Genomic DNA, 25,398 nt, shown 5'->3' on the forward strand with positions numbered 1-25,398 from the left:
TCTGACCCATGAATGACGTCGTGAACCCCGACACATATGAGAACCTTGCGATTTCCGAGCGTGAGAACGGTCTGTACGTCGTGACCCTGAACCGTCCCTCTAAGCGCAACGCGCTGGATGTGGCCACGATCGAGGAACTGATCCGCTTTTTCAGCAGCGCGCGTATGGCCGGTGTCAGAGCCGTGGTTCTGGCCGGCGAAGGCAACCACTTCTGCGCAGGTCTTGATCTGGTCGAGCATTGGAAGGCCGACCGCAGTCCGGATGACTTCATGCATGTCTGTCTGCGCTGGCATGAAGCGTTCAACAAGATGGAATATGGTGGTGTGCCGATCATCGCCGCGCTGAAGGGCGCGGTAGTGGGCGGAGGGCTGGAATTGGCCAGCGCGGCGCATATCCGTGTAATCGACCCCGGCACCTATTTTGCCTTGCCTGAAGGCCAGCGTGGGATTTTTACTGGGGGCGGGGCAACCATCAGGGTTTCGGATATGATCGGCAAATACCGCATGATCGACATGATCCTGACCGGCCGTGTCTATCAGGGGCAAGAGGCCGTCGATCTGGGGTTGGCGCAATACATCACCGAAGAAGGCGGCAGCATGGCCAAGGCGATGGAGCTGGCGGAACAAATTGCGCAGAACCTGCCTTTGACCAATTTTGCAATCTGTTCGGCAATCAGTCACCTGAACAACATGTCCGGCATGGACGCGGCGTATGCAGAGGCTGTGGTGGGCGGAGTGGTCAATACCCAGCCCGCCGCCCGCGAACGGCTGGAAGCCTTCGCAAACAAGACCGCCGCCCGCGTGCGGCCTAACAGCTGATAAAGGCGGTACCGGGATGCGTCACCATTTCGAAGCTCTTCAGAAGACACGGGCCAACCATGTGCCCCTGTCGCCGTTGTCCTTTCTGCACCGCGCCGAAAACCTGCATGGAGCCCGCACGGCGGTAATCTATGGCGACGTCCGGCGAAGCTGGGCTGAGACCACCACCCGCATTCGCGCGGTGGCCGGTGGGTTGGCGGCACTTGGTGTGCAGAAAGGTGATACGGTTTCGGTGCTCAGCCCGAACATTCCAGAGCTGTTCGAATTGCACTTTGCCGTACCGCTGACAGGCGGAGTGCTCAACACACTGAATACAAGGTTGGAGCCGGAAACCATCGCATACATCCTGGATCACGCGGACACGAAACTGGTGATCGTGGACCGGGAGCTTGTGCCGCTTCTGTCCCAAGCGTTTGATCTGCTCGGTCGAACCTTGCCCGTGGTCGAGATCGTCGATCCCGCTGCAGCAGGTGAGAGCCTTGGTGGCCAGACCTATGAGGCGCTGACCAAATCCGCCCCTTTGCCGACAGACCTGCCCGAAGATGAGTGGGATGCGATTGCGCTGAACTACACCTCGGGCACGTCCGGGCGCCCCAAGGGCGTCGTCTATCACCACCGCGGAGCTTATCTGATGGCGCTTGGCACCGGGACAGCGTGGCAGATGCCGCCCTATCCGGTCTATCTGTCGGTGGTGCCGATGTTCCACTGCAACGGTTGGGGGCACCCCTGGTTGATGGCCATGCTTGGGGCGACGGTTGTATTCACACGCGTTCCGGCAGCAGACCGTATTCTGGATGCGATCCGCACCCATGGTGTGACCCATTTTGGTGCGGCGCCCATTGTGTTGCAGATGCTGGCCGAAGCCGAAAGCGGTGCGGCCCCCTTTGATCCCGCGATCCGCGTATTGACGGCCGGAGCGCCGCCGCCACCGTCGGTGCTGGAAAAGACGCGATCCATGGGATTTGACGTCATGCAGGTCTATGGCCTGACCGAAACCTACGGACATATTTCACAGTGTCTCTGGCAGGATGAGTGGGACGATCTTAGCCCCGCAGAACAGGCCGAGTTACAGGCGCAGCAGGGCATTGCCTTTCCTATGGTCGAAGACGTCTCGGTTATCGACCGCACCAGCGGCACGCCGGTCACGCGCGATGGGTCCACGCAGGGCGAGATTGCTATCCGGGGCAACACGGTCATGGCGGGGTATTACAAGGATGCCGAGGCCACCGCCAAAGCCTTCGAAGACGGATGGTTCTGGTCTGGTGATGGTGCGGTCGTACACGAAAACGGCTATATACAGATCCGCGACCGCCTGAAGGACGTGATCATCTCGGGCGGAGAAAACATCTCATCCGTCGAGGTCGAAGCGGTGCTTTATCGTCATGACGCCGTGCAGGCCGCAGCCGTGGTTGCAATGCCGCACGAGAAATGGGGCGAAGTCCCTTGTGCGTTTGTCGAATTGCGTGAAGGCGCCAGGGCAACATCTGACGAGATCATTGCGTTCTGCCGAGATCACCTTGCCGGGTTCAAGGCCCCCAAGGCTGTTGTATTCGAAACCCTTCCCAAAACCTCCACCGGAAAGATCCAGAAGTTCCAGCTTCGGGATCGTATCAAATCAATGGACCTTTGATATGCGTCTGTTATCCCAATCCCGCCGCCTGCGCCAAACGCCCTTTTCCGAAGGGCTCGAAGACAAGGGCGTCACCGCCTACACCGTCTATAACCGGATGCTGTTGCCCACGGTGTTTGAGAGCATCGAGGCCGACTACCGGCACCTGAAATCTCATGTGCAAGTCTGGGATGTGTCCTGTGAACGGCAGATCGAGCTGAGCGGTCCGGATGCTGGCCGGCTGATGCGTCGGCTGACCCCCCGCAACCTGGAAAAGATGCAGGAAGACCAGTGCTATTACGTGCCGATCGTTGATGAGAACGGCGGCATGTTGAACGACCCGGTGGCGATCAAGCACAGCGAGGATCGCTGGTGGATTTCCATTGCGGACAGCGACCTGCTTTTGTGGGTCAAGGGGCTGGCTGTCGGTGCGGGCATGGATGTGCAGGTGTTCGAGCCCGACGTTTCACCCCTGGCCGTTCAGGGGCCAAAGTCGGATGACCTGATGGCGCGGGTCTTTGGAGGCGAGGTGCGTGACATCCGCTTTTTCCGCTACAAGCGGCTGGCTTTTCAGGACACGTCCTTTGTGGTGGCGCGGTCCGGGTATTCCAAACAAGGCGGCTACGAGATCTATGTTGAGAATGGTGCCTATGGGATGCCACTGTGGAACGCCTTGTTCGAGGCGGGCGAAGATCTGAATGTGCGCCCCGGCTGTCCGAACCTGATCGAACGGATCGAAGGCGGCCTGCTGAGCTATGGCAACGACATGACAATGGAGAACTCGCCATTGGAATGCGGATTGGGCAAGTTCTGCAATCCGGCCGAGGGCAGCGACCATATCGGCAGGGACGCGCTATCGCGCGAGGCCGCCGCAGGCCCGGCCAGGCAAATTCGCGCGATTTCCATCCCCGGTGATCCGGTGCCGCCGGCCCGGTCGGCCTGGCCGCTGTACAAAGACGGAAAGCGGGTTGGGCAGGTCACGTCTGCCGCCTGGTCGCCTGACTTCGAAACAAATGTCGCAATTGGCATGGTCGATGCCAGCCACTGGGACGCCGGGACGGTGCTTGAGGTTCAAACTCCAACCGGGGATCGGCGGGCCGAGGTGCAAAAGGCGTTCTGGGGATAGCCAAATTCCGCCCCAACGCAGGCAAGAACAGGCGGATTCAACATTGTGCTTGGGGGGAGCGGCCCTTTGATAGTATGTCAAATTGCCCAAGTCGTTCCGGCGTCAGTTGATGCCGATCCCGATGTCAAAGGCAACCGGTTGTGCGCCCGCGTTCACAACTTCAATGATATGTTCGCCCGACTGCCATAGCTGACCCTGATATGGCTTCTCCGAAGGAATCAAATCCAGCAGCAAAGTGCCGTCGGGATTGAAGATCCTGTAGTCCAGAGCGCCACCATGTGATCCGACGTCCACGTTCAGAAACTGACCGTCGTTTGCCCCCAGGATGTAACGCACCGACGTGCCGGCCTGAAGTGTGGCGCTTAGGGTTGTGCCACTTGTGCCGGCATCAAACTTGACGATCTGATCCCCTGAAACTGTCGGCGCAGTGTCAGAGGCACCATCCAATGCGCCGCCTCCATCATCAGCAGTGTCAGTGTTTTCACCCACGCGTCGTAAATCGGCGACTTCGGGTCCGGACCAAACGATGCACTCATACTCGACACCGGTGCCATCGCGAAGCCGGACCATGATGGCGGCTTCGCTGAATTCCTGGCCAAGGACCTCACCGCCCACATTGCCAAAGCGGGATATCAACTCATCGATGCAAGCGTTCGCCTCATCAGAGATGTCGGAAAACGCGGGCATTGGGAAAAATGCAAGCGCCCAAAAGAACTTCTTAAACATCACAATTCCCTTCTGTTTGGCAGAATGTTTGTCCTGGCGCGTTCAAGCGGCGAAGCGTGTCGCACCTGCGAGGCCGCAAAAAGCGCTCGCTTCGTCTTTCCGGGGCTGGAAAGCCAAGGGTACGGTCTCATGCGGCTAAACCGAGCCTCGAAGTTGCGACAATCACGCAAAAGATCACAGCGCGCCTTCGTCGCTGAGCGATTCAATACCCGCCGTTGCACCATCAGTGTAAGCGATACAATTCCATGGTGCCTGATCCGGACCCACGCCAACTTTTACCAGTGTCCCGGCCTCGCTGAACTCGGACGAAAGCACAACAACTTGCGTGTTGTTGGTTGCGGCGGCCACGTCGCGCAAACAGGCTTGTTGTGCGGGAGTGACTTCGGTGGACCCGCTTGTGCCACTGGTCTCGTCACACGCAGAAAGCGCCAAAGTCGTTGCGCCCAGCAAAGTAAATACGCTGAATCTTGTCATTGAAAATTTCCTTCCGTAGCTCTGCAAAAAGCCCAGGATGCGGGCTCAACAAGTGAAAAAAACTTATTCAAAACTGTCAATGCGTTGATCTTGACGGGGCAAGGCGCGTACACAAAACATGCAGTTGCGCCCGCATAACAGACGGTCCGCTTACCAAAATCGGGATCAGAATAAGCTCAAAGCAGACCCTGATTTCGTAACGCGAACCAGGTTTCAGTTTCGCCTGAACTGATCAGGTTTGCGCACGAACCAACAATGACACGTCCCCGACAGCCTGTCTTTCAGCCATCGCCGTTATCGCGTTGATATCAGTCTGCCGAGGAAGCCAGAACAGTCCGGACCCGGGATCGAGAGCTTCCGAGAAATCCCGCTCGTAGTCCGAAAATTGCGCCTGCCTTCAAGCTCGAGGCAAAGTTAAATCGCCAGATACTCTTCACGAAGATTGGTGTCTTCAAGCACCTCTTTGGCGGTGCCGTCGAATACGATGGTTCCCGTATCCAGGATAATAGCCCGGTCCGCCAACTCCAAAGCACGAACTGCGTTCTGCTCGACAATGATTGTAGTCATTCCCTGCTGCTTGACGTGGATCAGCGTTTTTTCGATTTCGTCGACGATGACAGGGGCCAAGCCTTCATAGGGTTCGTCCAGAAGCAGGACCTTGATGTCTCTGGCCAGAGCCCTGGCGATTGACAGCATTTGCTGTTCACCGCCCGACAAGGTAATTCCCTCTTGTTTCCGGCGCTCGCCCAGTCGTGGGAACAATTCGTAAAGCCGGTCCAGCGACCAGCCGATTGGTGGCGCAATCTGCGCAAGTTGCAGGTTTTCCTCGACAGTCAGCCCTGGAATGATTCTTCTGTCTTCCGGCACCAGACCAAGGCCAGCCGCCGCCGCTTCGTAACTTGTCATTTTGTGGAGCGGTTGATGGTCCAGCCAGATTTCGCCATGCCGCACTTCCGGCTCGCCCACTCTGGCAATGGAACGGAGTGTCGAAGTCTTTCCTGCACCGTTGCGCCCGAGAAGGGCAAGAATCTCGCCTTCGTGCACGTTGAAGCTGACGCCCTGCACGATATAGCTTTCTCCGTAGTAGGAATGCATGTCCCAAACCGAGAGAAATGCAGGCGCGGTGCTGGCCATATTGGCGTTTTTCGAAAAGTCAGGTTTCTCGTTCATAGCTTTTCCTTACGCAGCTTCGCCGAGATAGGCTTCGCGGACCTTGGGGTTTCCGCGGATATTTTCCGGAGTGTCTTCAACAAGGGGCGTGCCCTGCGCCAGCACTGTGATGCGCTCGGCCAGGCTGAAAACCACGTGCATGTCGTGTTCGATGATGGCGATGGTGATGTCGCGCTCGTCCTTGATTTGCTTCAGCAGATCAATCGTGTTGTTGGTATCGGCCCGCGCCATGCCCGCCGTCGGTTCGTCCAAGAGCAACAGTCGGGGATTCTGGCTGAGGCACATGCCGATCTCCAACCGCCGTTTGTCGCCACGCGACAGTGCGGCAGCGTGCATCTCGCGCTTGTCGGCCATGTTCATCTCTTCCAGCATCGCCTCGGCCTGTTCGACTATGGCCTTTTCGTTGGCAATGGTCTCATAGGCGTGCATCCGGAACGCGCCGTCCCGCATTGCAAAGATCGGGATCAGCATGTTTTCCATAACCGTCAGTTCGCCGAAAATCTCCGGCGTCTGAAACACGCGGCTGATGCCCATCTGGTTGATCTGGAAGGGTTCAAGCCCCAGCACCGAGTTGTTGTCGAACAACACCGAACCAGTGTCCGGCATCAGTTTGCCCACAAGACAGTTCAGCAGGGTCGACTTGCCCGCCCCGTTGGGTCCGATGATTGCGTGAACCGTGTTCTCCTCGACATTGAGGTTCACATCCGTCAGCGCTTTGAGGCCACCGAAGCGTTTGCTGACATCTTTGACTCTTAGAATTGCCATGGTCCGCCCCTTACTCCGCCGGTTCCGTTTTGCCCGACGGCGCATCGTCGGTACCAGATTTCTTGCGCTTCAAGCGGTTCAGCAATCGTTGACCACCTTCGACAAGGCCACCAGGCAGGTAGATCACCACCAGCATGAACAGGATGCCCAGCGTCAGGTGCCAGCCTTTGCCGATGAACGGGTGGATCAGGAACACCACCGCGTCCTCCAGCCCGTCGGGAAGGAAGGCGAACCAGCTATGCAGGACGTTGTCGTTGATCTTCGAGAAGATGTTCTCGAAATACTTGATGAATCCAGCGCCCAGAACCGGTCCAATCAAGGTGCCGGTGCCGCCAAGAATGGTCATCAGAACAACCTCGCCCGAGGCGGTCCACTGCATCCGCTCGGCCCCTGCCAGCGGATCCATTGCCGCCATCAGACCACCGGCCAGGCCAGCGTACATGCCCGAGATGACAAAGGCCGCCAGGGTGTAAGGTTTGGAGTTCAGGCCGGTATAGTTCATCCGCTGCTGGTTCGATTTCACCGCGCGCAGCATCATTCCAAAAGGTGAGCGGAAAATGCGGATCGAAAGATAAAACACAACCATCATGACTATCGCGCAAAGGTAATAACCCGCGTTGAAGTCAAAGCTCCACGCGCCGACATCCATCGTATAGGTCGCGCGCATCGGCAGGCCGAACAGGTGTGGCAGATCCGGCGAATTGGCCCCCTGCAGAATTTGGGGATCGTCGGCATAGACCTGCAGACCGGTTTCCCCGTTTGTCAGGTTGAATTTGGGGTTCGACAGCACCGAATAGGCCAGCGCAAAACTCATCTGTGCAAAGGCCAGCGTCAGGATCGAGAAATAGATGCCGGACCGGCGCAAGCTGACAAAGCCGATCAGCAGCGAGAATAGCCCTGCCACCACAACGCTGAGCGCTATGGCCGGGATGATGTTGTAACTCAGCAGCTTGAACATCCACACGGCCGAATACGACCCCACGCCCAAAAAGGCCGCGTGACCGAAGGACAGGTATCCGGTCAGACCGAACAGGATGTTGAACCCGATGGCAAAGATGCCAAAGATAACAAAGCGCTGCATCAGGTCCGGATAGCCCGCGTTGAACTGCGCCATGGCGCTGCCTTCCGGGAACGGGTTCAGGATGAAGGGGGCCAGCAGGGTAAGAAGGCCGACGATGATCAGAAGGCTGGTGTCTTTCTTGTTCAGTCCCAACATCGATTATTCCTCCATCACGCCTTTGCGTCCCATCAACCCGCGCGGGCGTGTCAGCAGCACGATAATGGCAACAAGGTAGATGATGATTTGGTTGATTCCGGGGATTGTTGTGGTGGCCCAGGTCGTTGAGGCAAAGCTTTCAAGAATGCCCAGCAGGAAGCCAGCCAGCACCGCTCCGGGCAGCGAACCCATGCCGCCGACAACAACCACAACAAAGCTGAGGACCAGAAAGTCCATCCCCATGTGATAATTTGGCGGGTTGAGCGGCCCGTACATTACACCGGCCAAGCCAGCCACAGCGGCCGCGATGCCGAACATGATGGTAAAGCGGCGGTCGATATTGATACCCAGCAAGCCCACCGTCTCGCGGTCGGCCATTCCGGCGCGGACGACCATGCCAAACGTCGTGAACTGCAGGAATGAGAAGACTGCGCCGATGATGGCGACGGCAAATCCAAAGTAAACCAGGCGCCAGATCGGATAGATGATCGCGTTGGGATCGAAGCCGATCATTGTGCCAAGGTCGACAGAGCCGCTGAGTGCGTCGGGCGGCGGCGTCTGGATCGGGTTGGCGCCGAAGAAATACTTCACGATTTCCTGCAACACGATCGCCAAACCAAAGGTGACAAGGATCTGGTCCGCGTGGGGGCGCTTGTAGAAATGCTTGATCAGCCCGCGCTCCATCACATAGCCGACGAACAGCATGATCGGGATCGCGAACAGGATGGCCAGCGGAACAGACCAGTCGATGATCGTCGCGCCGAACTCGGGACCGAACCAGGCCTCGACATAGGGTGTTTCGACCTTCAGCGGGTTGCCCAGAAAGTCGGTTTGGGTTTCGTCGATGGTCACGAAGCTCAGGTTCATGAGCTTTTGCAAGGTTACGGCACAGAACGCACCGATCATGAACAGTGCCCCGTGGGCAAAGTTCACAACGCCCAGCGTTCCGAAAATAAGGGTCAGTCCCAAGGCAATCAGTGCATAGGCCGAGCCTTTGTCCAGACCGTTCAGGATTTGCAGTAGGATGGCGTCCATTGGCCCACCTCAGGCTTGGTCAGTGTGGAGTGTGGTGCGACAGGATCAGCCCTGCCGCGAATGTCTGGCCGCCGATGGGGCGGCCAGACTCAAACACAGGGGCTTACGCGCCCGGGTTGCATTCTCCGAGTGCGCCACCGGCGAACATCGGATGCTCCGGATCGTACTCGACCTGAGCACGCGGCGTGATCTCGACGATTTCCAGCGTGTCGTAAGCGTTGGTCGGGTTCTCGTTGCCGCGAACGACCAGCACGTCCTTGAAGCACTGATGGTCGGCGCCGCGATACCAGGTTGGGCCGTTGCCCAGACCGTCGAACTCGAAGTCTTCCAGAGCTTCAACAACACCGCACGGATTGAAGGTACCCGCACGCTCGCAGGCATCCGCATAGAGCAGCACCTGCGCATAGCAGGTCTGTGCCGAGTTGGACGGCGGTTTGCCGTACTTTTCGCCAAAGGACTTCACGAAGGCCTTGGTGCCCTCATCCTGCAGCTGCCAGTTCCAGTTCATCGAACCCAGCACGCCTTTGATGTTCTCGCCCGCACCGGCGGCCATCAGTTCCGAGTACAGCGGCACGACGATCTTGAAGTCCTTGCCGTTGGCCACCTTGTCCAGCAAGCCGAACTGGATCGCATTGGTGAGCGAGTTCACCATGTTGCCGCCGTAGTGGTTCAGGACCAGAACGTCTGCGCCCGAGTTCAGAACCGGCGTGATGTAGGACGAGAAGTCCGTTGACGCGAGTGGTGTCTTGACCGTGTTGACCGTTTCCCATCCCAAGGCTTCGGTCGATGCGACGATCGACTCTTCCTGGGTCCAGCCCCAGTTGTAGTCGGCCGTCAGGTGGTAGGCGCGGCGTTCCTTGCCCATTTCCGCTGCCAGCACGGGTGCAAGTGCTGCGCCCGACATGTATGCGTTGAAGAAATGGCGGAAACCGTTGGCTTTCTTGTCCTTGCCTGTCGTGTCGTTGGCGTGGGTCAGACCCGCCATGAAAATCACGCCTGCCTCCTGGCACAGACCCTGAACGGCAACGGCCACGCCCGAGGACGAACCACCGTTGATCATGATCGCGCCGTCTTTTTCGATCATCGACTTTGCCGATGCGCGTGCGGCGTCTGACTTGGTCTGCGTGTCGCCGGTGACGAACTCGACCTTCTTGCCCAGGATGCCGTTCCCTTTCAGCGCCTTGGACGTAAAGGTGTTCAGGCAGCCGCCATCACCCTCACCGTTCAGATGCTCGACCGCCAGCTGTTGCGCCAGCAGTTCGTCATTGCCTTCCTCGGCATAAGGCCCGGTTTGTGGGACATTGAAGCCCAAAGTGACGGATGACCCCGTCGGTTCGTTGGTAAAAGCAGCAGCCGACGAAGCTGTGAAGATCGTAGGCAGGGCCAGACCGGTACCTGCAACGGCACCAGACTTCAGCACGCCGCGGCGTGTGACAGATTTGTTGGTCATTAATTCCTCCCATTTCCCTTTCTTTCGCCGTCTGGCTCCTCTTCCAGCAGACGAAAGCGCACTTATGTGCATTTCAATAATGGAAAGCGGGTGGAAAATTTCACAATAAATAACTGGATTTGAAACAAAATTTTGTAAACTTTTTTACGAAAATTTTGAAACTCTGAAAAGTTTTTGAAACTCCCTTTTGCACTAACTATGAACTTCAGGTGTTTAGATGTGAATTCCCGCTGTGAGCGCCGTCAGGCGTAGATTTTCTCAAATTCAGCGCGCCGTTACTGAGCGAAAATACTTAATGAACTGATGTTCTCATGGCTGAATGCTGAGAGAGGCGGCAGCATGCCTCAGTGGCATGATGACAAAATCTCAGGGTCAATCGAGACAGATCGGTATCACACAGCATTCAACTTCGTGGCGGATTGCCTCTACTCTCAATTCGAGTGAATCAGCGACTGACAAACCAATCAACGGGCTTCATAAACGCTATCCGGACAAAGCGGTCATCCGCATTAATTCTCAAACCTCGGACTCTAGTGATGTCATGAGCACAACTCATCGGATCATTTCAGCGAAGATTCACGACAAACATGCAAATCTAACCAACCAGGAGCGAGTTCGTCGTCGAGCATGCGCAGCTCACGCCACCTACGATAGATATCCGCGATCTCGCTGAGGGGACGCCACCTTTTCGAGTTCAACTCACGCCCAAACAGGCCGCTCATTTCACCTGTGAAACGAGCATCAACATACTTTCCCTCGCGCGGCGGATCCGGCGGTCCTTTGAATGGGTTGAACCATTGATTGACGATCTGACCAAATTCATACCCGCAGTTCATTAATATATCGCTCTCAGCGCCGTCGTTCATCTCAATCGAAACAAAACTTGGCCGTTCTGAGCAGGCGAGCAGTTGATCTCGCATTATGATGTCCCCTCCCTCCATATCGCATTTCAGATAGTAGGGTGTGCCGTAGGTCGCGAATAATGTGCTGAGATCCACTGTGCGGACTTTTATCTCGACCGCTTCCTCGACACCTTTCTCAGCGGTGGCGCGATCCAAACTCCCCCAATCATCCTTATTTGGGACTTTGTAGAAAGATACCGTCTCGTCAGCTCGGTAGAAAAGAGCCTTGTTTAATAATATCACGCGCTCTCCGAAAGCCCGCGTTGAACGCGTTGCGAATTCGTGGAGTTCCGGAACGGCCTCCAAACCGACAACTCGAAATCCCTTCTTCAAATAGAACTCAGTGTCAAATCCTTTGTGTACTCCAAAGTCGAAGATCAGATCGTTTTGCAATTTTGCAATCATAGATTTGCTTCCTTGCTTTCGCTTCGTTGGTACCAGCGCTCCTTTGCTAACCTACCAAACTCAACAGAAAAATGCACCGCAGCGAACAAAAATCTATTCTTCGTTCCCGGTGGACATTGTCCGGGCTCAGAAGCGGGGACTTACAAACGCCGCTATAGGCATATTTTGTTGAAAAACTCTGTCTTAATAGAGTTGTACATTGTTGATTCAATCCTGCCAAAGAGTGAGAGGATTAGTCATGATGGGACCAAGGCAGGAAGCCCATGCGGCGCTGTTTTATTAGTTCTCGCTGGAGGACCATAGCGGTCGCTAACGTGGCTTGGGATGCGGGAAGCGTTGGAACGAGCTTTTTATCGGTGGTGAAAGAGGAAACAAGAGTTCACCTAGTGAGGTTTCGCTGCGGACGCTTATTCTTCGACAATTCCCACGGCGAGACCTTCCGTGAAGCTCAGAGCTACTTTGTCTCCCGAGCTAAGCTGCTCGACAAACTCGCGACCAACGTCTGATTCAACCTCGATCATTTGTTCTGTACCACTGCTATCCGTCACAGTGGCGATTGAGCTCGCGGTGTCGAAGGACACAAAAGTCAGAATCAAGGTGACCATTGTTCCGGCAGCCATGCCCGGTGTTGATCCCTCTGCAGCCTGGCCTTCCAATTCAACCAAACTGTCAACCTCGCCAGGGAAAGCAATGCTTGCAGCCATCCCCAGTGTGTACATCGCTTTGACTGTGTCACCCTCTTCAATTTGATCGAAGTTTTTGACTTCCGGTCCTGCAAGAATGGTCTCTTCTTCACCTGTCTCTGAGTTTTGCAGCACGATGAGCCGAGTGTCCGGATCAACTGACTTAACTGTCGCGTCGGCTTCGATGGTAACGCTGCGCTCAGCTGTTTGAGCAAAACTGAGTGCGGGCAAAATAAAGAAAAATGCAGACGTTAGAATTTTCGTTAGCATGTCTTCTCCTTATGAGATTCATGGTGGAAGTCTGTACACTAGCATGCAGTTCTTCAGGATGGCGAAACGTTGCCACACCAATTCGAAGTAATAAAGATCTTTGTCCGTCATCATTACAAAAGACCGATTTTGTCGAAATTCAGATTTCCGACAGACAGAGCATAGGAAATCTGGAGCGAATGCGCGGACAATGCTTCAATGCTTCGTAACACGACGGCAAACGAGGTTCGGCGGCGATTATTGACCGATGCGCCTCATTGGCTGGACACTCCACTCGCCGAGATCTCAGCCGTAGATATCAGAAAGCAAATCGAGTTAATCAGGGACGGTGATAACAATGCCTCCCCCGCGTTGCGGCCGCGTCCATATCTCGCTAACCGGTTCTACGCGTATCTTAAAACTTTCTTCTCATGGTGCGCAGAACCCGGAATTGAGAAGATTGAAAAGTCAATAATGATCGGCATGCGACGGCCGTGGAACGGCGAAGCAAAAAGGAACAGGTTTTTTGATGACGATGAGCTGAGGAAATTATGGAAGGCCGCGGAAAGTCTTGGACCAATTCGGGGCGCTTACTTAAAAGCCGCAATTTTGACCGGAAAACGTCGGACTGCGATTGCCTCTATGAAGTGGAGTGAAATCGACAACACTTGGTTCTGGAAGCCACCTGAGCCTACGCAGGCAAAGAAGACGAACAAGCGCCTCAATGCGATTCCGTTCCCAAAGTTACTAGTTGAAACACTGGAGCCATTACGACCAGACCCAAGCGAGCTCGAGTTTAACCCACACGTTTTTCCGGGAAAAAAGCTCGGATCCAAATTCCACCCAGGCTCCAAGTATCAAAACGACATCAAAACTGCATCTGGTATCGAAGACTTTTTTGTCCACGCACTTCGTCACACGGCGGAAACAAGAATGGCACAACTTGGCGTTCAACCACATATACGGGATATCTTGTTGGACCATGCTCCGTCCCGAGGGTCTGGCGCGGGTTATGATCACTACCACTATCGTTACGAGATGCTCGCTGCATTGGAAATGTGGGCATCTCACATTCAGTCTCTTGTGAAAATTGGTTAGAAAGTAGGCAAAAGGCAGAGCGAAACTAAAAAATGCAGACACAAAGTTCACCCTTGCGCACAAAACTTCATGACCCAACTCCAGCTGAGCAAGAATATAATTCAGCTATCAGACAGATGGCCGAACTCGACGTCGCAATCAAGAAGATGATCGGGACCAAAGTCGAAAATGAGTATTCACCTACGAAACTAGAGGACTTCCCCGAGCACGTCGTACGTTTTTTTTGGTATCCAAGCCCCTCCGAAAAAGGTCCTTTGCTAGAAGAACGAGAGGCCATGCAACGCTTAAGGAAGTCAGCGGGGAGCTTTCGGAAAGCAATAGAAGAAGCCAAATTGAACCATGGTGGGCTTATCGATAAGATCGAAGCCGCCAACGATGTAAGGCGGCCCAGTCCCCATCTTGGCCTTGCTCCTAGTAACATTGTGGATTTGGGTGGACCGGTAGAGTTTTCATTAGAATCAGTTATTTGCCTGGAGCTAAGACTTTCCCGAATGCTCTCAGAGTTGGAGCTTGAACTTGAAAAATTCAACAAACAGGGGCCCCCGATAAACGTCAGAGCATACGAAGTCGCGGAAATACTTGCGGAAATATATTTCAATCACTGCGGGGAGATCCCCACATTTGGCATGAATGGGCCTGTTCCCAGCGGGGCATTCACCGTCGCACTGGAGGAAGTCTTCAATATTTTGGAGGTAAATGTGAAGACTTTACGCAACCCAGCAACAGCCGCGATAGATAAGCTAAAAGCTAAAATTAATTCCGCGTCAGGAGGCTGTTAGCACACGAACCTCGCTCGTGACCCGTTTTTGTTAGTCAATTATCTCCGTTTGCAGACTGCTGCACATCAGCGACCAACGTTGAAGCAGCCTGAAAAATGGAAGAGCAGAAATGAGAACACGCATTGGTGCGGATACAACTACTGAAGATACGGGCCTATTACAGGGATTTTTCACCAAGAAGCAGGCCGCGAGAAAACTCGGAAAGTCAGAGCACACATTAGATCGCTGGTACAGAATGCGCCAAGGACCGGCACGAATTAAGATTGGCCGTTCAGTCGTGTATCGTGAAGAGGCCATTCGAACGTGGTTGCTTTCAAACAGCGATGCGTTCCCGTTGACAATCTTGGCGACCGGCGAAAATGCGTTTGACTGGGACACACCCTACGAGGGTCTTGGCGGCCACCCGCGCGGGGCGGGAAGTTATGCGCTTGTTTTGCGACTGGTGCGAGAGGACGACCTTATGTCGTTAATGACAGCCCTCGGCAAAATGAGCTACGACGTGGCACGTTTCCTTGAAGACAGCGGCGTCTCTCTCATGGCGTATAAGGGCCGAATTCAAGTAGGTGCCGACGCCGACATCACCATTTTCGATCCGGAAACAGTCACCGAGAATTCGACGATGGACGAACCTGGTTTGCCATCAACGGGTATTCCATACGTCTTGGTTAATGGCACCATCGTGGTCAAAGACAGCGAGGTTCTCGAAGGGGTTTACCCTGGGCAAGCGGTTCGCATGCCGGTCAGAAACTAATTGCAAACCTCGGTGTTCAAATTTCTGGAGTGCGGTTGCAAGCAGCAATAGTAGGCTACCAAAGAAAACTAGCCTCATCTTGGCTAAGCCGCTCAAGTAAAAAGATGTTTTGTACCCGGTTCAACTCCAGAAATCATCCAAAATGAAGCTATTTCCGCAATGTGGTCGTTGAATAGGATGAGATAACCAATGATTGAAAGCAATGCGACGACCCGCGTTATGTCATTGTTGGTAACTCGTTCGACAGACTGCCATTGGGTAGCCATGACTAAGCTCCAAACTTCAAGAGCCAACCAGTTTGATCGTGATCCAAACAATTGTAAGCACTGGTTCAATTTTTGCTGTCGATATGCTGGGTGCGTTACAAGGCAAAGGGTTGGTCTGGGTTGCACGCAAAACTTTGCAAAGCCCGCTTTCTGCGCATATCCGACATAGGCGCAAGTCGCAGCGAAAGACTTGTGTGGATGGCTCCTTCCTAGCAAGACATTTTTGATCTGATTTGCGCATTTGTCAGAAGCAGTCATGTGTCCGGCCTGTCTGCGCGGTTTTGACCGCTGGCCCTGATGGGTTCCGCAAACCAAGTTCCTATCAGCTTTACGGGCTATTATACCCGCGCCATTCGGCGGAGTTTCTTGGCTTTGGCGGCAGACTTATGCACCATCATCTCGCGGGTCTTGCTAACTCATTGTTCCTTTCGTCTCAGACGGCAGCACGTGGGCTGTAGGGTTCGTTGCGGGTGAGCACTGCCCAGACGATCCGGGCGGTCTTGTTGGCCATCGCGACAGTTGCGACGCGGGCGGCTTTGCGTTCGAGCAATGATGTCAGCCACTTGCTGGCGCGTTCGGGGTGGGATCGTGTTTGTCGGACCAATGACGTCATGCCGACGACGAGCAACGATCGTAAATACTGGTCGCCCATCTTGGTGATTCGTCCCAGCTTCTCCTTGCCACCGCTGGACTTATTCGCCGGCGTCAGGCCCAGCCAGGCAGCGAACTCCCGACCATTGCGGAACTGATGCCCGTCTCCAATGCTAGCGATGATTGCAGAAGCCGTTACAGCGCCAACACCGGGGATCGTGCGAAGAAGACGAACACGCGCATCCTCTTTGGCGACTTGTTTTATACGATCTTCGTACCAGCGGACCCGTTTGTGCAGAGCCATGAGTTGCTCGCACAGATTATGGATCACTTCATTGGCAATCTTAGGCAGATCGAGAACTTCGCCAAGCGTAATGTCTTCGGCAAACCCAATCACCCGGGCGAGACCTCTCGGAATGAAGATGCCAAACTCGGCAACCAAACCGCGCAGATTGTTGATGAGTTGCGTTCTCTGGCGCACCAGAAGATCACGCGCCCGATGCAGCGAGAGGAGGGATTGCTGCTCGACCGTCTTGATTGCAACAAAGCGCATGGTCGGACGAGTAACCGCTTCACAGATTGCTGCGGCATCAATTGCATCAGACTTCCCGCGTTTGACGTATGGTTTCACATACATCGGCGGGATCAACCGAACCTCGTGGCCCAAGGCCATGAGCTCGCGCGCCCAGTGGTGGGCGCTACTGCAGGACTCCATACCAATCAGGCAAGGCTCCAACTTCGCAAAGAACGACAGAAACTGCGCCCGCCGCAGGGCTTTGTTGAACACAACCTCCTCGGACGCGGTGATCCCGTGGACTTGAAAGACGTTCTTGGCCAGATCAACGCCAATTGTGGTAACTTGCATGGGGTGGCTCCTTTCAAAAGCAGACTTTGACACCTGCACTATGGCGCATTGCGACGCCGGTTGAAGCAGGAGCCATCCACCCCATCAGCTTCCCCGCCAATCCATCAGATAACTCCACACCCACAGCAAGAGTTTTGCGACCGGAGCGAACAGCAATTCTTGGCCCAACTAACCTATAGGTCTTGTTAGTTTGCACGAGCAGGCGAGCCAAATTGTACGAAACCTGCCACCACGCGAAACTGTAATCTCGGGTATCGGATCTGCGGACACGAGGCGGACACGGGATAACCGAACTTCGACGCCACTTCTGGCGCCAACGTAAGCTTTTGTTATTATTGAAAAAGTGGTGAGCCGTGCAGGATTCGAACCTGCGACCCACTGATTAAAAGTCGAAGGACTCTTCTATTGGATGATTCCAAATCAATCTTTATCCTTCCGAAGTAGGCTATCTATTCTTGTTTAAAATCAGAAGCAAGGATAGAGCGAAGGCCTTATCCTTCCGATAGGTTCCGTTGCGTTATTCTGTGTTCCGACTATAATTGTCCCCCATATGTCCCCCAAAATGGTGAAATGGGAACGAAGATGCCTCGACTGCGACTGACCGACAGATATGTGGACGCGATTAGACCTCCAGCTAGTGGAAGGGAAGAATATGCCGATGAGCTGCGTGTAGGTCTGCGGCTTCGCGTTTCCTACAGCGGCTCAAAGATTTGGTACTTTGAGAAACGCATTAAGGGAGGACCCAAGAGAAAGCATAAACTGGGACCATATCCGACAATCGGAATAGGCGCGGCACGGGAGATGGCTGCCGAACTTGAACTGGAGGCGATACAGGGCGTTGATCGAGTTGCGTTAGCTAAGGAGGCCTCAGAAAGACAAAGCGAACAATTGCCCACCAATCTTTCTGTCCGAGAGGTTCTCGATATTTACTATAGGTTGCACGTTGATGGCCTGAGAACAGTAAAAGAGCGTAAACGGAGTTTGGAAAAGAGCTTCAGTACACTCTTGTCGAGACCAATTGGCAGTATCACTCGTCATGAGCTGCAAAGCATCATCGACAAAAAAGCTGCGTCTGGAGCAAAAGTTCAGGCAAACAGAGTTAAGTCAGAGTTGAGTGCATTCGCCAACTTTGCCTGGAAGCGCGATTACCTGCCGGAAAAGATAGGCGCACAGCTCACAAAGTCATATAAAGAGGTCGCTAGAGACAGAGTTTTGAGCTTGGCTGAGATCAGAGAAATCTGGTCAAGGTCATTCGAAATGGGCGACCTTTGGGGTCCAATTCTCAGGTTACTCATTCTGACGGTTCAACGTCGAAGTAACATCAGCGAACTTGTTTGGCCTGAAGTTAATTTTGAGGAACGGCGAATTGAAATGGCCTCAGGGCGTGAGAAGAACGCAAAATCGCACAAAACTCACCTGTCCGACCCAGCCTTTCAAGAACTCCGTGCACTTAAGAAAAGGGCCAAAACCGATGCTGAATGGGTGTTTTCTACAACCGGCAAAACCCCAGTTTCAGGTCACGGCAAAATGAAGAAAAGGCTAGATAAGCTGCTGGGAAATAAGTTTGAACCTTGGACGATACACGATATCAGGACCGCTTTCGCGACGGCTATGGCTGAGTCCGGAGAAGCCGAAAGCGTTGTTGACCGAATACTGAACCACGTAGCGAGCGGCTCGGCCCCCAGCGCAGTGGCGCGTGTCTACAATCAGGCAGAACTGCTGCCTGAGCGCGCCAGGGTATTAGATAAGTGGGCAGAAATGGTAACCGGCACTACCGCCGAAATAGTAAGGTTCGGCAGATGACAAAGGGCGATGAAATATACCCACCCTCCGAAGGTGATGGGGTTCAACCGTTCCGCGACGTAGCAAAACTTATTGGCTGCGACCTCAAAACAGTCATAAGGGCATTCTCTGGGTTGCCGGTTCCAGAATGGTCTACCCCGGAACATCAAAGAGCTTTGAAGAATGCTGCTGGTAAGCTGAACGAGGCCGTTAGGCACGCTGAAAACCTAGTAAGGTCCCTGAATCGCCTATCCAACAATGAACTGAGTTTTTTGATCCAAGCTGGAACGGTTACGCCACAGCAGATTGAGTTTCTCATTCAAACTATGCAGCAAGACGCCGACCAAGTTGTCGGATGGAGAGACGAGCTCCCATCGTCCACAAGCAGAAATCATGCGGCCTACATCGTTTCCGAAGGTGTAAGACGACTCTTCAGGCGTCTGAGAAAGGAAATCTCGTATGGGCAAAGCGCCGACAGCGGCGCACCATCAGGGGAGTTTTGCAAAACTGTCGACTTTGCAATTGGCGCTTTCGGAATCGTGGCGAGCTGGAGAGGCCCTGCAAAGGAAGCCTGGGAGAAGCATCTCGCTATCGAGAACCGTTACCGGTTGTTGAAAATGAAAAAGCATATTTCGGATGCCCACCTCACTTCAGTTCGCGAAGAGATTGATTTGTCAGGTGTGCAAATTGACTATGAAGGAACTGGAAATAATAAACGCGCTCTTGTCTCGATACGCGAGCGCCCAGATATCCCTGCCATTCCTTTGAAACTGTCGTGGTTTTCGTCTGGTGTTGAAATCAAAAAGTATGCGAGCGAACTCGCGGAGAGACTCTCCAGCCCAGACTAATACCAACTCCGTATGCAATTTTTTTTAGTTCGTATTTTCACTAAGCAGCTCGCATTCCTCATCTTTCCGACAGAAGCCAAGGCAATCGTGCCAAGGCAGAGGAAAGAGGACCGGCAATGACTGAACGCATTCTACGCCGCCCCGAGGTCGAATTGGTAACCGGGATATCCCGCAGCACAATCTACGAAAAAATGAACCCGAAGAGCGCATACTTTGATGCCTCTTTTCCTACACCAGTTCGGCTTGGCCCAAAATCGGTTGGATGGAAAGAAACGGAAATTCAAAGCTGGATTTCAACTCTTTCCGAGGTAGCAGCCTAGAAACCCGCACCCCAGGAACAGGGCGCGGGCGGTGTTTGATTGCGGCTTGTGGAATAGTTGTAATTGTAACCGTTTCGGCCCTTTGGTGCAAGAACCAAGGAGCAGAAAATGAGTACTGAGCAGAAACCAGACTTTGAACTCCCTCCAGCAAACGCGCTTCGTGTGTATCGCTGGGCAGACCTTCCCAACTTGACGGCCCCGGCGCTATACAGGATCACTGATCCGGGTCAGGAATCGCGCGAAATCTACGCATCCAAGCACAAGCGCCAAGTCCTTGAAGGTCTAATGCGGTCGCCACTCTACGCGGCCAGTTACTGCCGCCTTTCGGACCAAGTGCTGCCCCTGCGCCGAGATGACGGCGTAAACATCGAATGCAAGATGTACCGAGGCGATGCAGACACCGGACGCCAGAAATTCGGCATCTATTTCCTCGTCAGCAAAGTGGAATTGATTGCGACCGGCGAGGTGGCGGCATGAGACCTCCAGTCAATCCTTACAATGTATCGCTGTCACTAAGCGAAGGGACACCCTGTGTTTCGGTCACAAACCAGCATGGCGATGACTGGGTCGAGTTCAACCGGAGGTACGAAAACGAGAATGAGGCAATCTGGGCCGGTAAAGCATTGGCCGAGTACCTTCGCGTTGAACTGAACGACATAAGAGGTGCGCTATGAGAACCCGCGACCTCCAGATCCACACCCTTCGTCGCAAGCACGGCCTTTCGGAGGCCGCTGCACGCATCGTCGCAGCGCTGTATTATGGGGAGGGCCGCTAATGGCCCTCATCACCCAAATCCCCAAGAACAGCCGCGAGGAGTTTCGTGTCAGCCGGGATGACTTCCAGGGACATGACCTCATCAACATCCGTGTGTTCTTCGTCTCCAAAGACGGAGAGATGCTGCCCGGCAAACAAGGTGTCGCCTTTAAGGCTGAGTTGCTGCCGGAGTTCATAGATGCCCTCAGCAAGGCGGAGGCTGCGTAGATGGGCGGCGCGTACAAAGCAAACAAGCGTGGCGGTCCTCGCCACGTTCAATTGTTGGAGTGGTTCCAGGCGTCACAAGCCTGGGCCACCCTCAAGCCCGGCCCACGTGCGCTCTATGTCGAGCTGAAACGCCGCTTTAACGGCGGCAACAACGGCGGGATATACCTCAGCCACCGGGACGCTTCTGTGGTTTTGAACGTCAGCCGGAAAACAGTCGCCGGTTACTTCGAAACCCTGATTGAGCGTGGCTTCATTGTAGTCACCCGTGGGCATTGCCTTGGGCCTTCCGGTATCGGCCAATCCGCCACCTACCGTCTGACCGAAGAAAAGACTTCTGAGGGTTCAGCCACGAAGGAATTCATGCGCTGGAAACCGGCCTCGAAAAAGAAAAAGCCCCGGGTAAAAACTACCCATTCCTTGGGGGAAAAATTACCCATGGGTGGGGTAAATTCTACCCATTTGGAAAATCAAAGGCGTAAAAATTACCCCGCTTTTGGCCCAAATGGGGCGTCTGCCGTGGGTAAAAACTCCCCCATATATACATCTAGCCATATACCCCTGAACGAAGTGGACGCTTTTGAGCGTGTCCTGTTGGGGCTGGGGCTTTGTGGGAAAGCAACCCGAAGCAACGCGACTGCGACACCAGAATTGCAGCGCGTCGTGAACATCAATCAAGAAAATGAGGAAAGAGCATGACGGATGAATCCGAACGAAAAAACGTGGCCAATTCGTACACGGACGAGAGCGGCAAATTCGCCCAGGGCAACCCCGGCAAGCCCCGAGGAACCCGGCACCGGGTCACACGGGCAGTTGAGGAACTGCTTGAGGGCCAATCTGAGCAAATCACCCAGAAGGCGGTCGAGATGGCACTTGAGGGCGACAGCACGGCCCTGCGCCTATGCCTTGAGCGGATAGCGCCCACCAGAAAGGATGCTCCGGTCAACTTCGACCTGCCACCCATCCAATCCGCAGAGGAAGCCTCAGAGGCCGCGCAGGCGGTTCTACAGGCTGTTTCTAAGGGCGAGATAACCCCGTTGGAGGGAGCAACCGTCATGGGGCTGATAGAGCAGTACAGGCGGGTGCTGGAAACGACCGAATTGGAAAAACGCATCACGGCATTGGAGACACAGAAATGAACATCAGAAACAGGTTAGCGGCTTTGGAAAGTAGAAAGTTGGAAAGCGCCTTCTCAAACTCGGACGCGTCGAACCTACTGGTGAAGCGATTGCAGGCCACAGCGGAACGCATACGTGAAACACCGTTGAACCAATTGACTGCCAATGCGTCACCTTTGGAAATCGCCGCCCTCATTATGGATGGCCGTGTTGATGACGAAGTGGCTCGGCAATGTGTCGAGTTTTCAAAGCACGAAACCGGCAGCGCTGCTCTTTTCTCAGCATTTCTCGGCGCGGCCAACGGCGCTGACTGCAACCCAACTCAAAAAGAGCAGCAAAAATGACCATTAGGAACCGAGTCCAAAAATTGGAGCAAACACACAGCCACGGAACGGTCATCTACATCTCTGCCCCCTTCAAAGGCAAAGACGATGGCGAACCAGTCATTCTAAGTGCGTACGTCGGTGGCAACTTGCACGAACGCAAGTCGGGGGAGGATCAGAGCGCGTTCACCAGACGCGTAAACCCTACCGGGCAGCGAAGTGTTTTTCTTGAATCAGACGCGGATCAACTTTGAGGGAGACAGACACATGAGCGTGAAGAGCAGGATATCCAAGCTGGAAGCCCGGAAGGGCACCAAGAAAATGACGGCGATTATCCACTTGCCGAAAGACATGACGGATGAAGATAAGGTGCGCGAAGTCGTGGCCCGTCTTACTGCCAACATCTCAGAGCCGTTTGATGAGTGGATAATTCATGACAACGACGCCACAGAGCCGAGGATTGGCGTTGTGGATCTAGATGAGTTGTTGGCTGACATAGCCGCCGACAGCAAACGGATTGGTGTGGACGCATGAGCATCAGACGCCGACTAGACAAGCTGGAAACCGCAGTTTTCACTGAGGCGAAAAGAAAGCCCCTATTCGTAAGCGTTGTGCCCGCAAAGGAAGGGCAACAATGCGGGCCTGCCGTGTTTCACCATGCCATTATTGCCGGAACCACGCTTGGCAAAATCACGCGGGATAAAGCTGAGTGTGAGCATGCATTTGCCCGCCGCGTTTATGCCATGGCAGCAGGCGACAAACGTCTTGAAGACATGACCCCTGAAGAGTTGGAAATCGCGTTGACTGCGGCAGACGAGGAGCTTGTTTTGGAGAAGGCTAGCTCCGGCAGGCTGAGCGAAGAAAGTCTGAATAATTTGGCGGATGAGTGAATTTGCCATACCATACAGCACCGCCGCCACCTGACAGAAAGCCAGCGCTCTATGGTTGCGGCGAAGCTGGCTAAATTGTCTCACGGCGGCGACCGAATTTCAGAGCAAGCGGCAAGTTTGCCTATTGCTCCTACGCAGGCACAAGCTGCCGAGTTGCTGAATGTAGCAGAGCGCTCAGTTCGAACGGCCAAGAAAGTTGAGCGCGGACAGAAAACCTCCGACTTCGCCGCTAAGCGTTCGGTTCGGACAGCCAAGAAGGTTGAACGCCGACGACCCCAAGCCTGCCCTAAGGTCTCTGTTCTTTCCCCATGAAGCCCAACGCGCCTTCGTTGTTCAGGATATCAATTGCTGTATCCAGGGCTTCTTGGTCCGAGTTGAACTTGTCGTCCCAGACATAGCTGGCGTCTTCATGGTCCACCACTTCCAACGTCCATTTGTCCTGGTTGTCCAAGCGGTAGATTTCGATTTCAAACCGATACCCGTCTAAAAGCACAGCCTTGCACCTGTCTGACATCACCAGCTTCGGGTCATCTACATTCATGTCCGTGCCATCCTGACTATAAACTCTGTGGTTTGGCGGACTTGCGACAGCCTGTGGGTTTCCGTCCGTTTCCAGAATATGCTGTAACACCGCAGGCCCGACAATTCCACGCGCGCAGAGTTTCCTTGTCCTGCGCGGAGTCTCTCTTCCAGCGGCACGAGACTTTCTCTTTGTTTGCCCCGAATACGTGGAGCATCAATCGCAAGGCCAAATAAAGTAGGATGACGCCCAGAAGTATTCCGGCGATGAGCCAAAAATCCGGGCCGCTACTCTGCACTGAAATAGATTTCAAACCGCCTCCAGAAGGACACTTACAACCGGCCAGATTTCCCCATAACTTGGCAGGTATCGATAATGCGTCATCCCCAAACTCGTACCCTTTTAGTGAATGGAAACAACCTTACATTTACTCAGCCCGAAGCGGCGTGTGAGCTTCGTTGCCTTCAACGCCTTTACCAAACGGGCGCTGAAAAACAGGCTCCACGCTAGGCATGGATCAACCCACAAATCGGGCCCCTCCAAGGCTATGTCTGCAACAACAAAGTCGAAGTCTTTGGGCTTCATACCCCGTTTGATCCAAGTATCTGGTTTATTACCCAAAGGTTTGACCATTTTCGACCGATCCGGAACAAACGCCGTTTTCTGTTCGCCAAGGGCGAGTGTAAAATACTCACCTTCAACTGGTGTCACACGGTCGTGTTGGCAAACGTTCAAAGGATAGATTTTCGTTTTTCCCAACTCTGCTTCGCGAAGTACATCCGCTACCGCGCGAGATATGACGGGACCAGCAGGCCCGTTGAATATGTCGGGAAGTGCCTTGAGCTTTTTATACGGGTACAACCCAAATATCATATCCGGAAAGGCGTCACGGGATTGGACTATCCCGGCTTTGTTTCTTTCTGTAACTGCACCTGCGGTCGGCAAGTCATTTAAAGCCTGCTCGGAGGTAATGGGCTTCATCAACGTTGGGTCATACATGACCTGGCTAAACCAGACGCCTTCATTCTCTTCCACTAATCACCCATTCTCAAAATCGCAAACTGGATCAAAAGATAGTATTTTAACAAATCAAAGGACAACGAGTATGTCCGGCGATGGTGGTACGACGCGCCGAACTCGTACCCCCTCATTGAAATCATAATCCCCATCAAGGCGCGCCGCTCCGCACTGATATTTGCGGAGAGTGTTCAAATTGCGTCCATGAGATGAAAAGTGCGTTGGCGCTCCGGCACTCGGAAAGTGCAGTTCAATACTCTGGCGGTTCGATGAAGTACTCGTGGGGCGGCGCGCCGAACTCAACAACCCCCTCAAATCCAGATGGAAAAACTGGAACGCTCTAAAATCGACACGCGCCACCCACGGACAGAGGATCGCATTGCGGCAAAATTGTGTCCACATCTCGTTTTGAAACTCACTGTTCGCCCATTGGAAACAAACTTTTTCGGTGAAGTTTGCAATGTTACGGGAAACCCCCAATTTCGGGCTTTGCTTGAGTTTGATAGATTGGGATCAGAATAACCATTTACCCCCTCGTGACGAAGATAGGGGCTGGCCTCGACCCCCTCAGCCAGCCCTTATTCTTGTTCTGGCCACCCCGGCAGATTGTTTGGAACAGGGACG

29 protein-coding genes are annotated in these 25,398 nt (G+C 54.1%); 17 read left to right on the forward strand and 12 right to left on the reverse strand.

Annotated features, from left to right (window positions below):
* Positions 1-8: 8 nt before the first annotated feature.
* From dmdD to ACR0J8_RS11575, 3 genes are read left to right on the forward strand one after another with little or no spacing between them, the layout of a single operon-like run.
* Positions 9-818 (forward strand): methylthioacryloyl-CoA hydratase, encoded by an 810-nt coding sequence (gene dmdD / locus ACR0J8_RS11565; RefSeq protein ID WP_480523155.1) that lies wholly within the window; start codon positions 9-11, stop codon positions 816-818.
* 16 nt (positions 819-834) lie between these two features.
* Positions 835-2,448 carry an AMP-binding protein gene (locus ACR0J8_RS11570; protein ID WP_480523157.1) on the forward strand — a complete coding sequence of 538 codons (1,614 nt, stop codon included), beginning with the start codon at positions 835-837 and terminating at the stop codon, positions 2,446-2,448.
* 1 nt (position 2,449) lies between these two features.
* A complete protein-coding gene (locus ACR0J8_RS11575; RefSeq protein ID WP_480890264.1) occupies positions 2,450-3,553 on the forward strand; it encodes a dimethylsulfoniopropionate demethylase in 1,104 nt (367 codons plus the stop codon).
* Between the two features lie 102 nt (positions 3,554-3,655).
* Here ACR0J8_RS11575 and ACR0J8_RS11580 read toward each other — a convergent pair whose 3' ends face one another.
* The 9 genes from ACR0J8_RS11580 to ACR0J8_RS11620 all read right to left on the reverse strand — a co-directional run bounded on the left by ACR0J8_RS11580 (position 3,656) and on the right by ACR0J8_RS11620 (position 12,649).
* The gene (locus tag ACR0J8_RS11580) at positions 3,656-4,279 is read right to left on the reverse strand and encodes a hypothetical protein (RefSeq protein ID WP_480890267.1); all 624 of its coding nucleotides are present in this window, start codon (positions 4,277-4,279) and stop codon (positions 3,656-3,658) included.
* A 174-nt stretch (positions 4,280-4,453) separates the two neighbouring features.
* On the reverse strand, positions 4,454-4,753 hold the full coding sequence (locus ACR0J8_RS11585; protein ID WP_480523161.1) for a hypothetical protein: 300 nt from the start codon (positions 4,751-4,753) through the stop codon (positions 4,454-4,456).
* 414 nt (positions 4,754-5,167) lie between these two features.
* Positions 5,168-5,923 carry an ABC transporter ATP-binding protein gene (locus tag ACR0J8_RS11590; RefSeq protein WP_480523163.1) on the reverse strand — a complete coding sequence of 252 codons (756 nt, stop codon included), beginning with the start codon at positions 5,921-5,923 and terminating at the stop codon, positions 5,168-5,170.
* Between the two features lie 9 nt (positions 5,924-5,932).
* On the reverse strand, positions 5,933-6,688 hold the full coding sequence (locus ACR0J8_RS11595; protein ID WP_170612580.1) for an ABC transporter ATP-binding protein: 756 nt from the start codon (positions 6,686-6,688) through the stop codon (positions 5,933-5,935).
* A gap of 10 nt (positions 6,689-6,698) precedes the next feature.
* A complete protein-coding gene (locus tag ACR0J8_RS11600; protein WP_170680281.1) occupies positions 6,699-7,904 on the reverse strand; it encodes a branched-chain amino acid ABC transporter permease in 1,206 nt (401 codons plus the stop codon).
* 3 nt (positions 7,905-7,907) lie between these two features.
* Positions 7,908-8,939, reverse strand: a complete 1,032-nt coding sequence (locus ACR0J8_RS11605; RefSeq protein ID WP_170680283.1) for a branched-chain amino acid ABC transporter permease — start codon at positions 8,937-8,939, stop codon at positions 7,908-7,910.
* Between the two features lie 103 nt (positions 8,940-9,042).
* Positions 9,043-10,389 (reverse strand): substrate-binding protein, encoded by a 1,347-nt coding sequence (locus ACR0J8_RS11610; protein ID WP_170612573.1) that lies wholly within the window; start codon positions 10,387-10,389, stop codon positions 9,043-9,045.
* Between the two features lie 560 nt (positions 10,390-10,949).
* On the reverse strand, positions 10,950-11,696 hold the full coding sequence (locus ACR0J8_RS11615) for an FkbM family methyltransferase (protein ID WP_480890272.1): 747 nt from the start codon (positions 11,694-11,696) through the stop codon (positions 10,950-10,952).
* Between the two features lie 407 nt (positions 11,697-12,103).
* Positions 12,104-12,649: a hypothetical protein gene (locus ACR0J8_RS11620; RefSeq protein WP_480527985.1), complete on the reverse strand. Its 546-nt coding sequence runs from the start codon at positions 12,647-12,649 to the stop codon at positions 12,104-12,106.
* A 198-nt stretch (positions 12,650-12,847) separates the two neighbouring features.
* On the opposite strand from ACR0J8_RS11620, the gene ACR0J8_RS11625 reads away from it, so the two are divergent.
* The 3 genes from ACR0J8_RS11625 (at position 12,848) to ACR0J8_RS11635 (ending at position 15,256) form a co-directional block, all read left to right on the forward strand.
* Positions 12,848-13,726: a tyrosine-type recombinase/integrase gene (locus tag ACR0J8_RS11625; RefSeq protein WP_480890276.1), complete on the forward strand. Its 879-nt coding sequence runs from the start codon at positions 12,848-12,850 to the stop codon at positions 13,724-13,726.
* Between the two features lie 116 nt (positions 13,727-13,842).
* Positions 13,843-14,505, forward strand: a complete 663-nt coding sequence (locus ACR0J8_RS11630) for a hypothetical protein (protein WP_480890279.1) — start codon at positions 13,843-13,845, stop codon at positions 14,503-14,505.
* Between the two features lie 109 nt (positions 14,506-14,614).
* Positions 14,615-15,256, forward strand: a complete 642-nt coding sequence (locus tag ACR0J8_RS11635) for a helix-turn-helix transcriptional regulator (protein WP_480890282.1) — start codon at positions 14,615-14,617, stop codon at positions 15,254-15,256.
* A 699-nt stretch (positions 15,257-15,955) separates the two neighbouring features.
* Here the strand turns inward: ACR0J8_RS11635 and ACR0J8_RS11640 are convergent.
* Positions 15,956-16,978 (reverse strand): IS110 family RNA-guided transposase, encoded by a 1,023-nt coding sequence (locus tag ACR0J8_RS11640; protein ID WP_170693030.1) that lies wholly within the window; start codon positions 16,976-16,978, stop codon positions 15,956-15,958.
* Positions 16,979-17,560: 582 nt separating this feature from the next.
* Here ACR0J8_RS11640 and ACR0J8_RS11645 point away from each other — a divergent pair.
* The 11 genes from ACR0J8_RS11645 to ACR0J8_RS11695 all read left to right on the forward strand — a co-directional run bounded on the left by ACR0J8_RS11645 (position 17,561) and on the right by ACR0J8_RS11695 (position 23,237).
* Positions 17,561-18,781, forward strand: coding sequence for a tyrosine-type recombinase/integrase (locus tag ACR0J8_RS11645; RefSeq protein ID WP_480890375.1), 1,221 nt, complete (start codon positions 17,561-17,563; stop codon positions 18,779-18,781).
* Complete coding sequence (locus ACR0J8_RS11650) at positions 18,778-19,608, forward strand: hypothetical protein (RefSeq protein ID WP_480890285.1); 831 nt, start codon at positions 18,778-18,780, stop codon at positions 19,606-19,608. Before ACR0J8_RS11645 ends, ACR0J8_RS11650 begins: the two co-directional genes overlap by 4 nt.
* A 116-nt stretch (positions 19,609-19,724) precedes the next feature.
* Complete coding sequence (locus ACR0J8_RS11655; RefSeq protein WP_170587561.1) at positions 19,725-19,928, forward strand: AlpA family phage regulatory protein; 204 nt, start codon at positions 19,725-19,727, stop codon at positions 19,926-19,928.
* Positions 19,929-20,036: 108 nt separating this feature from the next.
* Positions 20,037-20,405, forward strand: a complete 369-nt coding sequence (locus ACR0J8_RS11660) for a hypothetical protein (protein WP_480890288.1) — start codon at positions 20,037-20,039, stop codon at positions 20,403-20,405.
* A complete protein-coding gene (locus ACR0J8_RS11665) occupies positions 20,402-20,602 on the forward strand; it encodes a hypothetical protein (protein WP_480890291.1) in 201 nt (66 codons plus the stop codon). The genes ACR0J8_RS11660 and ACR0J8_RS11665 overlap by 4 nt, the downstream gene beginning before the upstream one ends.
* 100 nt (positions 20,603-20,702) lie before the next feature.
* Entirely contained in the window at positions 20,703-20,909 is a 207-nt protein-coding gene (locus ACR0J8_RS11670; protein ID WP_480616468.1) for a transcriptional coactivator p15/PC4 family protein, read from the forward strand.
* Positions 20,910-21,605, forward strand: coding sequence for a hypothetical protein (locus ACR0J8_RS11675; protein WP_480890294.1), 696 nt, complete (start codon positions 20,910-20,912; stop codon positions 21,603-21,605).
* Positions 21,602-22,045: a DUF5681 domain-containing protein gene (locus ACR0J8_RS11680; protein ID WP_480890297.1), complete on the forward strand. Its 444-nt coding sequence runs from the start codon at positions 21,602-21,604 to the stop codon at positions 22,043-22,045. The genes ACR0J8_RS11675 and ACR0J8_RS11680 overlap by 4 nt, the downstream gene beginning before the upstream one ends.
* On the forward strand, positions 22,042-22,368 hold the full coding sequence (locus tag ACR0J8_RS11685; protein ID WP_480890300.1) for a hypothetical protein: 327 nt from the start codon (positions 22,042-22,044) through the stop codon (positions 22,366-22,368). The genes ACR0J8_RS11680 and ACR0J8_RS11685 overlap by 4 nt, the downstream gene beginning before the upstream one ends.
* Positions 22,369-22,614: 246 nt before the next feature.
* Positions 22,615-22,881, forward strand: coding sequence for a hypothetical protein (locus tag ACR0J8_RS11690; RefSeq protein ID WP_480890302.1), 267 nt, complete (start codon positions 22,615-22,617; stop codon positions 22,879-22,881).
* 113 nt (positions 22,882-22,994) lie between these two features.
* Complete coding sequence (locus ACR0J8_RS11695) at positions 22,995-23,237, forward strand: hypothetical protein (protein WP_480890305.1); 243 nt, start codon at positions 22,995-22,997, stop codon at positions 23,235-23,237.
* A gap of 286 nt (positions 23,238-23,523) precedes the next feature.
* On the opposite strand, the gene ACR0J8_RS11700 is transcribed toward ACR0J8_RS11695, so the two are convergent.
* A complete protein-coding gene (locus ACR0J8_RS11700; protein WP_480890308.1) occupies positions 23,524-23,778 on the reverse strand; it encodes a hypothetical protein in 255 nt (84 codons plus the stop codon).
* A gap of 381 nt (positions 23,779-24,159) precedes the next feature.
* Positions 24,160-24,792, reverse strand: a complete 633-nt coding sequence (locus ACR0J8_RS11705) for a hypothetical protein (protein WP_480890311.1) — start codon at positions 24,790-24,792, stop codon at positions 24,160-24,162.
* Positions 24,793-25,398 lie beyond the last annotated feature (606 nt).

It is taken from the genome of Ruegeria sp. N11, from assembly GCF_056531525.1.

What these genes read in the sequence shown, in the direction of transcription:
- ACR0J8_RS11655 (WP_170587561.1), top strand. Translation starts at nt 19,725, where the DNA reads ATGACTGAACGCATTCTACGCCGCCCCGAGGTCGAATTGGTAACCGGG.
- ACR0J8_RS11585 (WP_480523161.1), bottom strand. Translation starts at nt 4,753, where the DNA reads ATGACAAGATTCAGCGTATTTACTTTGCTGGGCGCAACGACTTTGGCG.
- ACR0J8_RS11580 (WP_480890267.1), bottom strand. Translation starts at nt 4,279, where the DNA reads ATGTTTAAGAAGTTCTTTTGGGCGCTTGCATTTTTCCCAATGCCCGCG.
- ACR0J8_RS11620 (WP_480527985.1), bottom strand. Translation starts at nt 12,649, where the DNA reads ATGCTAACGAAAATTCTAACGTCTGCATTTTTCTTTATTTTGCCCGCA.
- ACR0J8_RS11630 (WP_480890279.1), top strand. Translation starts at nt 13,843, where the DNA reads ATGGCCGAACTCGACGTCGCAATCAAGAAGATGATCGGGACCAAAGTC.
- ACR0J8_RS11595 (WP_170612580.1), bottom strand. Translation starts at nt 6,688, where the DNA reads ATGGCAATTCTAAGAGTCAAAGATGTCAGCAAACGCTTCGGTGGCCTC.
- dmdD (WP_480523155.1), top strand. Translation starts at nt 9, where the DNA reads ATGAATGACGTCGTGAACCCCGACACATATGAGAACCTTGCGATTTCC.
- ACR0J8_RS11605 (WP_170680283.1), bottom strand. Translation starts at nt 8,939, where the DNA reads ATGGACGCCATCCTACTGCAAATCCTGAACGGTCTGGACAAAGGCTCG.
- ACR0J8_RS11570 (WP_480523157.1), top strand. Translation starts at nt 835, where the DNA reads ATGCGTCACCATTTCGAAGCTCTTCAGAAGACACGGGCCAACCATGTG.
- ACR0J8_RS11635 (WP_480890282.1), top strand. Translation starts at nt 14,615, where the DNA reads ATGAGAACACGCATTGGTGCGGATACAACTACTGAAGATACGGGCCTA.
- ACR0J8_RS11685 (WP_480890300.1), top strand. Translation starts at nt 22,042, where the DNA reads ATGAACATCAGAAACAGGTTAGCGGCTTTGGAAAGTAGAAAGTTGGAA.
- ACR0J8_RS11665 (WP_480890291.1), top strand. Translation starts at nt 20,402, where the DNA reads ATGAGACCTCCAGTCAATCCTTACAATGTATCGCTGTCACTAAGCGAA.
- ACR0J8_RS11650 (WP_480890285.1), top strand. Translation starts at nt 18,778, where the DNA reads ATGACAAAGGGCGATGAAATATACCCACCCTCCGAAGGTGATGGGGTT.
- ACR0J8_RS11640 (WP_170693030.1), bottom strand. Translation starts at nt 16,978, where the DNA reads ATGCAAGTTACCACAATTGGCGTTGATCTGGCCAAGAACGTCTTTCAA.
- ACR0J8_RS11600 (WP_170680281.1), bottom strand. Translation starts at nt 7,904, where the DNA reads ATGTTGGGACTGAACAAGAAAGACACCAGCCTTCTGATCATCGTCGGC.
- ACR0J8_RS11690 (WP_480890302.1), top strand. Translation starts at nt 22,615, where the DNA reads ATGAGCGTGAAGAGCAGGATATCCAAGCTGGAAGCCCGGAAGGGCACC.
- ACR0J8_RS11670 (WP_480616468.1), top strand. Translation starts at nt 20,703, where the DNA reads ATGGCCCTCATCACCCAAATCCCCAAGAACAGCCGCGAGGAGTTTCGT.
- ACR0J8_RS11675 (WP_480890294.1), top strand. Translation starts at nt 20,910, where the DNA reads ATGGGCGGCGCGTACAAAGCAAACAAGCGTGGCGGTCCTCGCCACGTT.
- ACR0J8_RS11615 (WP_480890272.1), bottom strand. Translation starts at nt 11,696, where the DNA reads ATGATTGCAAAATTGCAAAACGATCTGATCTTCGACTTTGGAGTACAC.
- ACR0J8_RS11680 (WP_480890297.1), top strand. Translation starts at nt 21,602, where the DNA reads ATGACGGATGAATCCGAACGAAAAAACGTGGCCAATTCGTACACGGAC.
- ACR0J8_RS11625 (WP_480890276.1), top strand. Translation starts at nt 12,848, where the DNA reads ATGCTTCGTAACACGACGGCAAACGAGGTTCGGCGGCGATTATTGACC.
- ACR0J8_RS11700 (WP_480890308.1), bottom strand. Translation starts at nt 23,778, where the DNA reads ATGAATGTAGATGACCCGAAGCTGGTGATGTCAGACAGGTGCAAGGCT.
- ACR0J8_RS11610 (WP_170612573.1), bottom strand. Translation starts at nt 10,389, where the DNA reads ATGACCAACAAATCTGTCACACGCCGCGGCGTGCTGAAGTCTGGTGCC.
- ACR0J8_RS11590 (WP_480523163.1), bottom strand. Translation starts at nt 5,923, where the DNA reads ATGAACGAGAAACCTGACTTTTCGAAAAACGCCAATATGGCCAGCACC.
- ACR0J8_RS11645 (WP_480890375.1), top strand. Translation starts at nt 17,561, where the DNA reads ATGCCTCGACTGCGACTGACCGACAGATATGTGGACGCGATTAGACCT.
- ACR0J8_RS11660 (WP_480890288.1), top strand. Translation starts at nt 20,037, where the DNA reads ATGAGTACTGAGCAGAAACCAGACTTTGAACTCCCTCCAGCAAACGCG.
- ACR0J8_RS11575 (WP_480890264.1), top strand. Translation starts at nt 2,450, where the DNA reads ATGCGTCTGTTATCCCAATCCCGCCGCCTGCGCCAAACGCCCTTTTCC.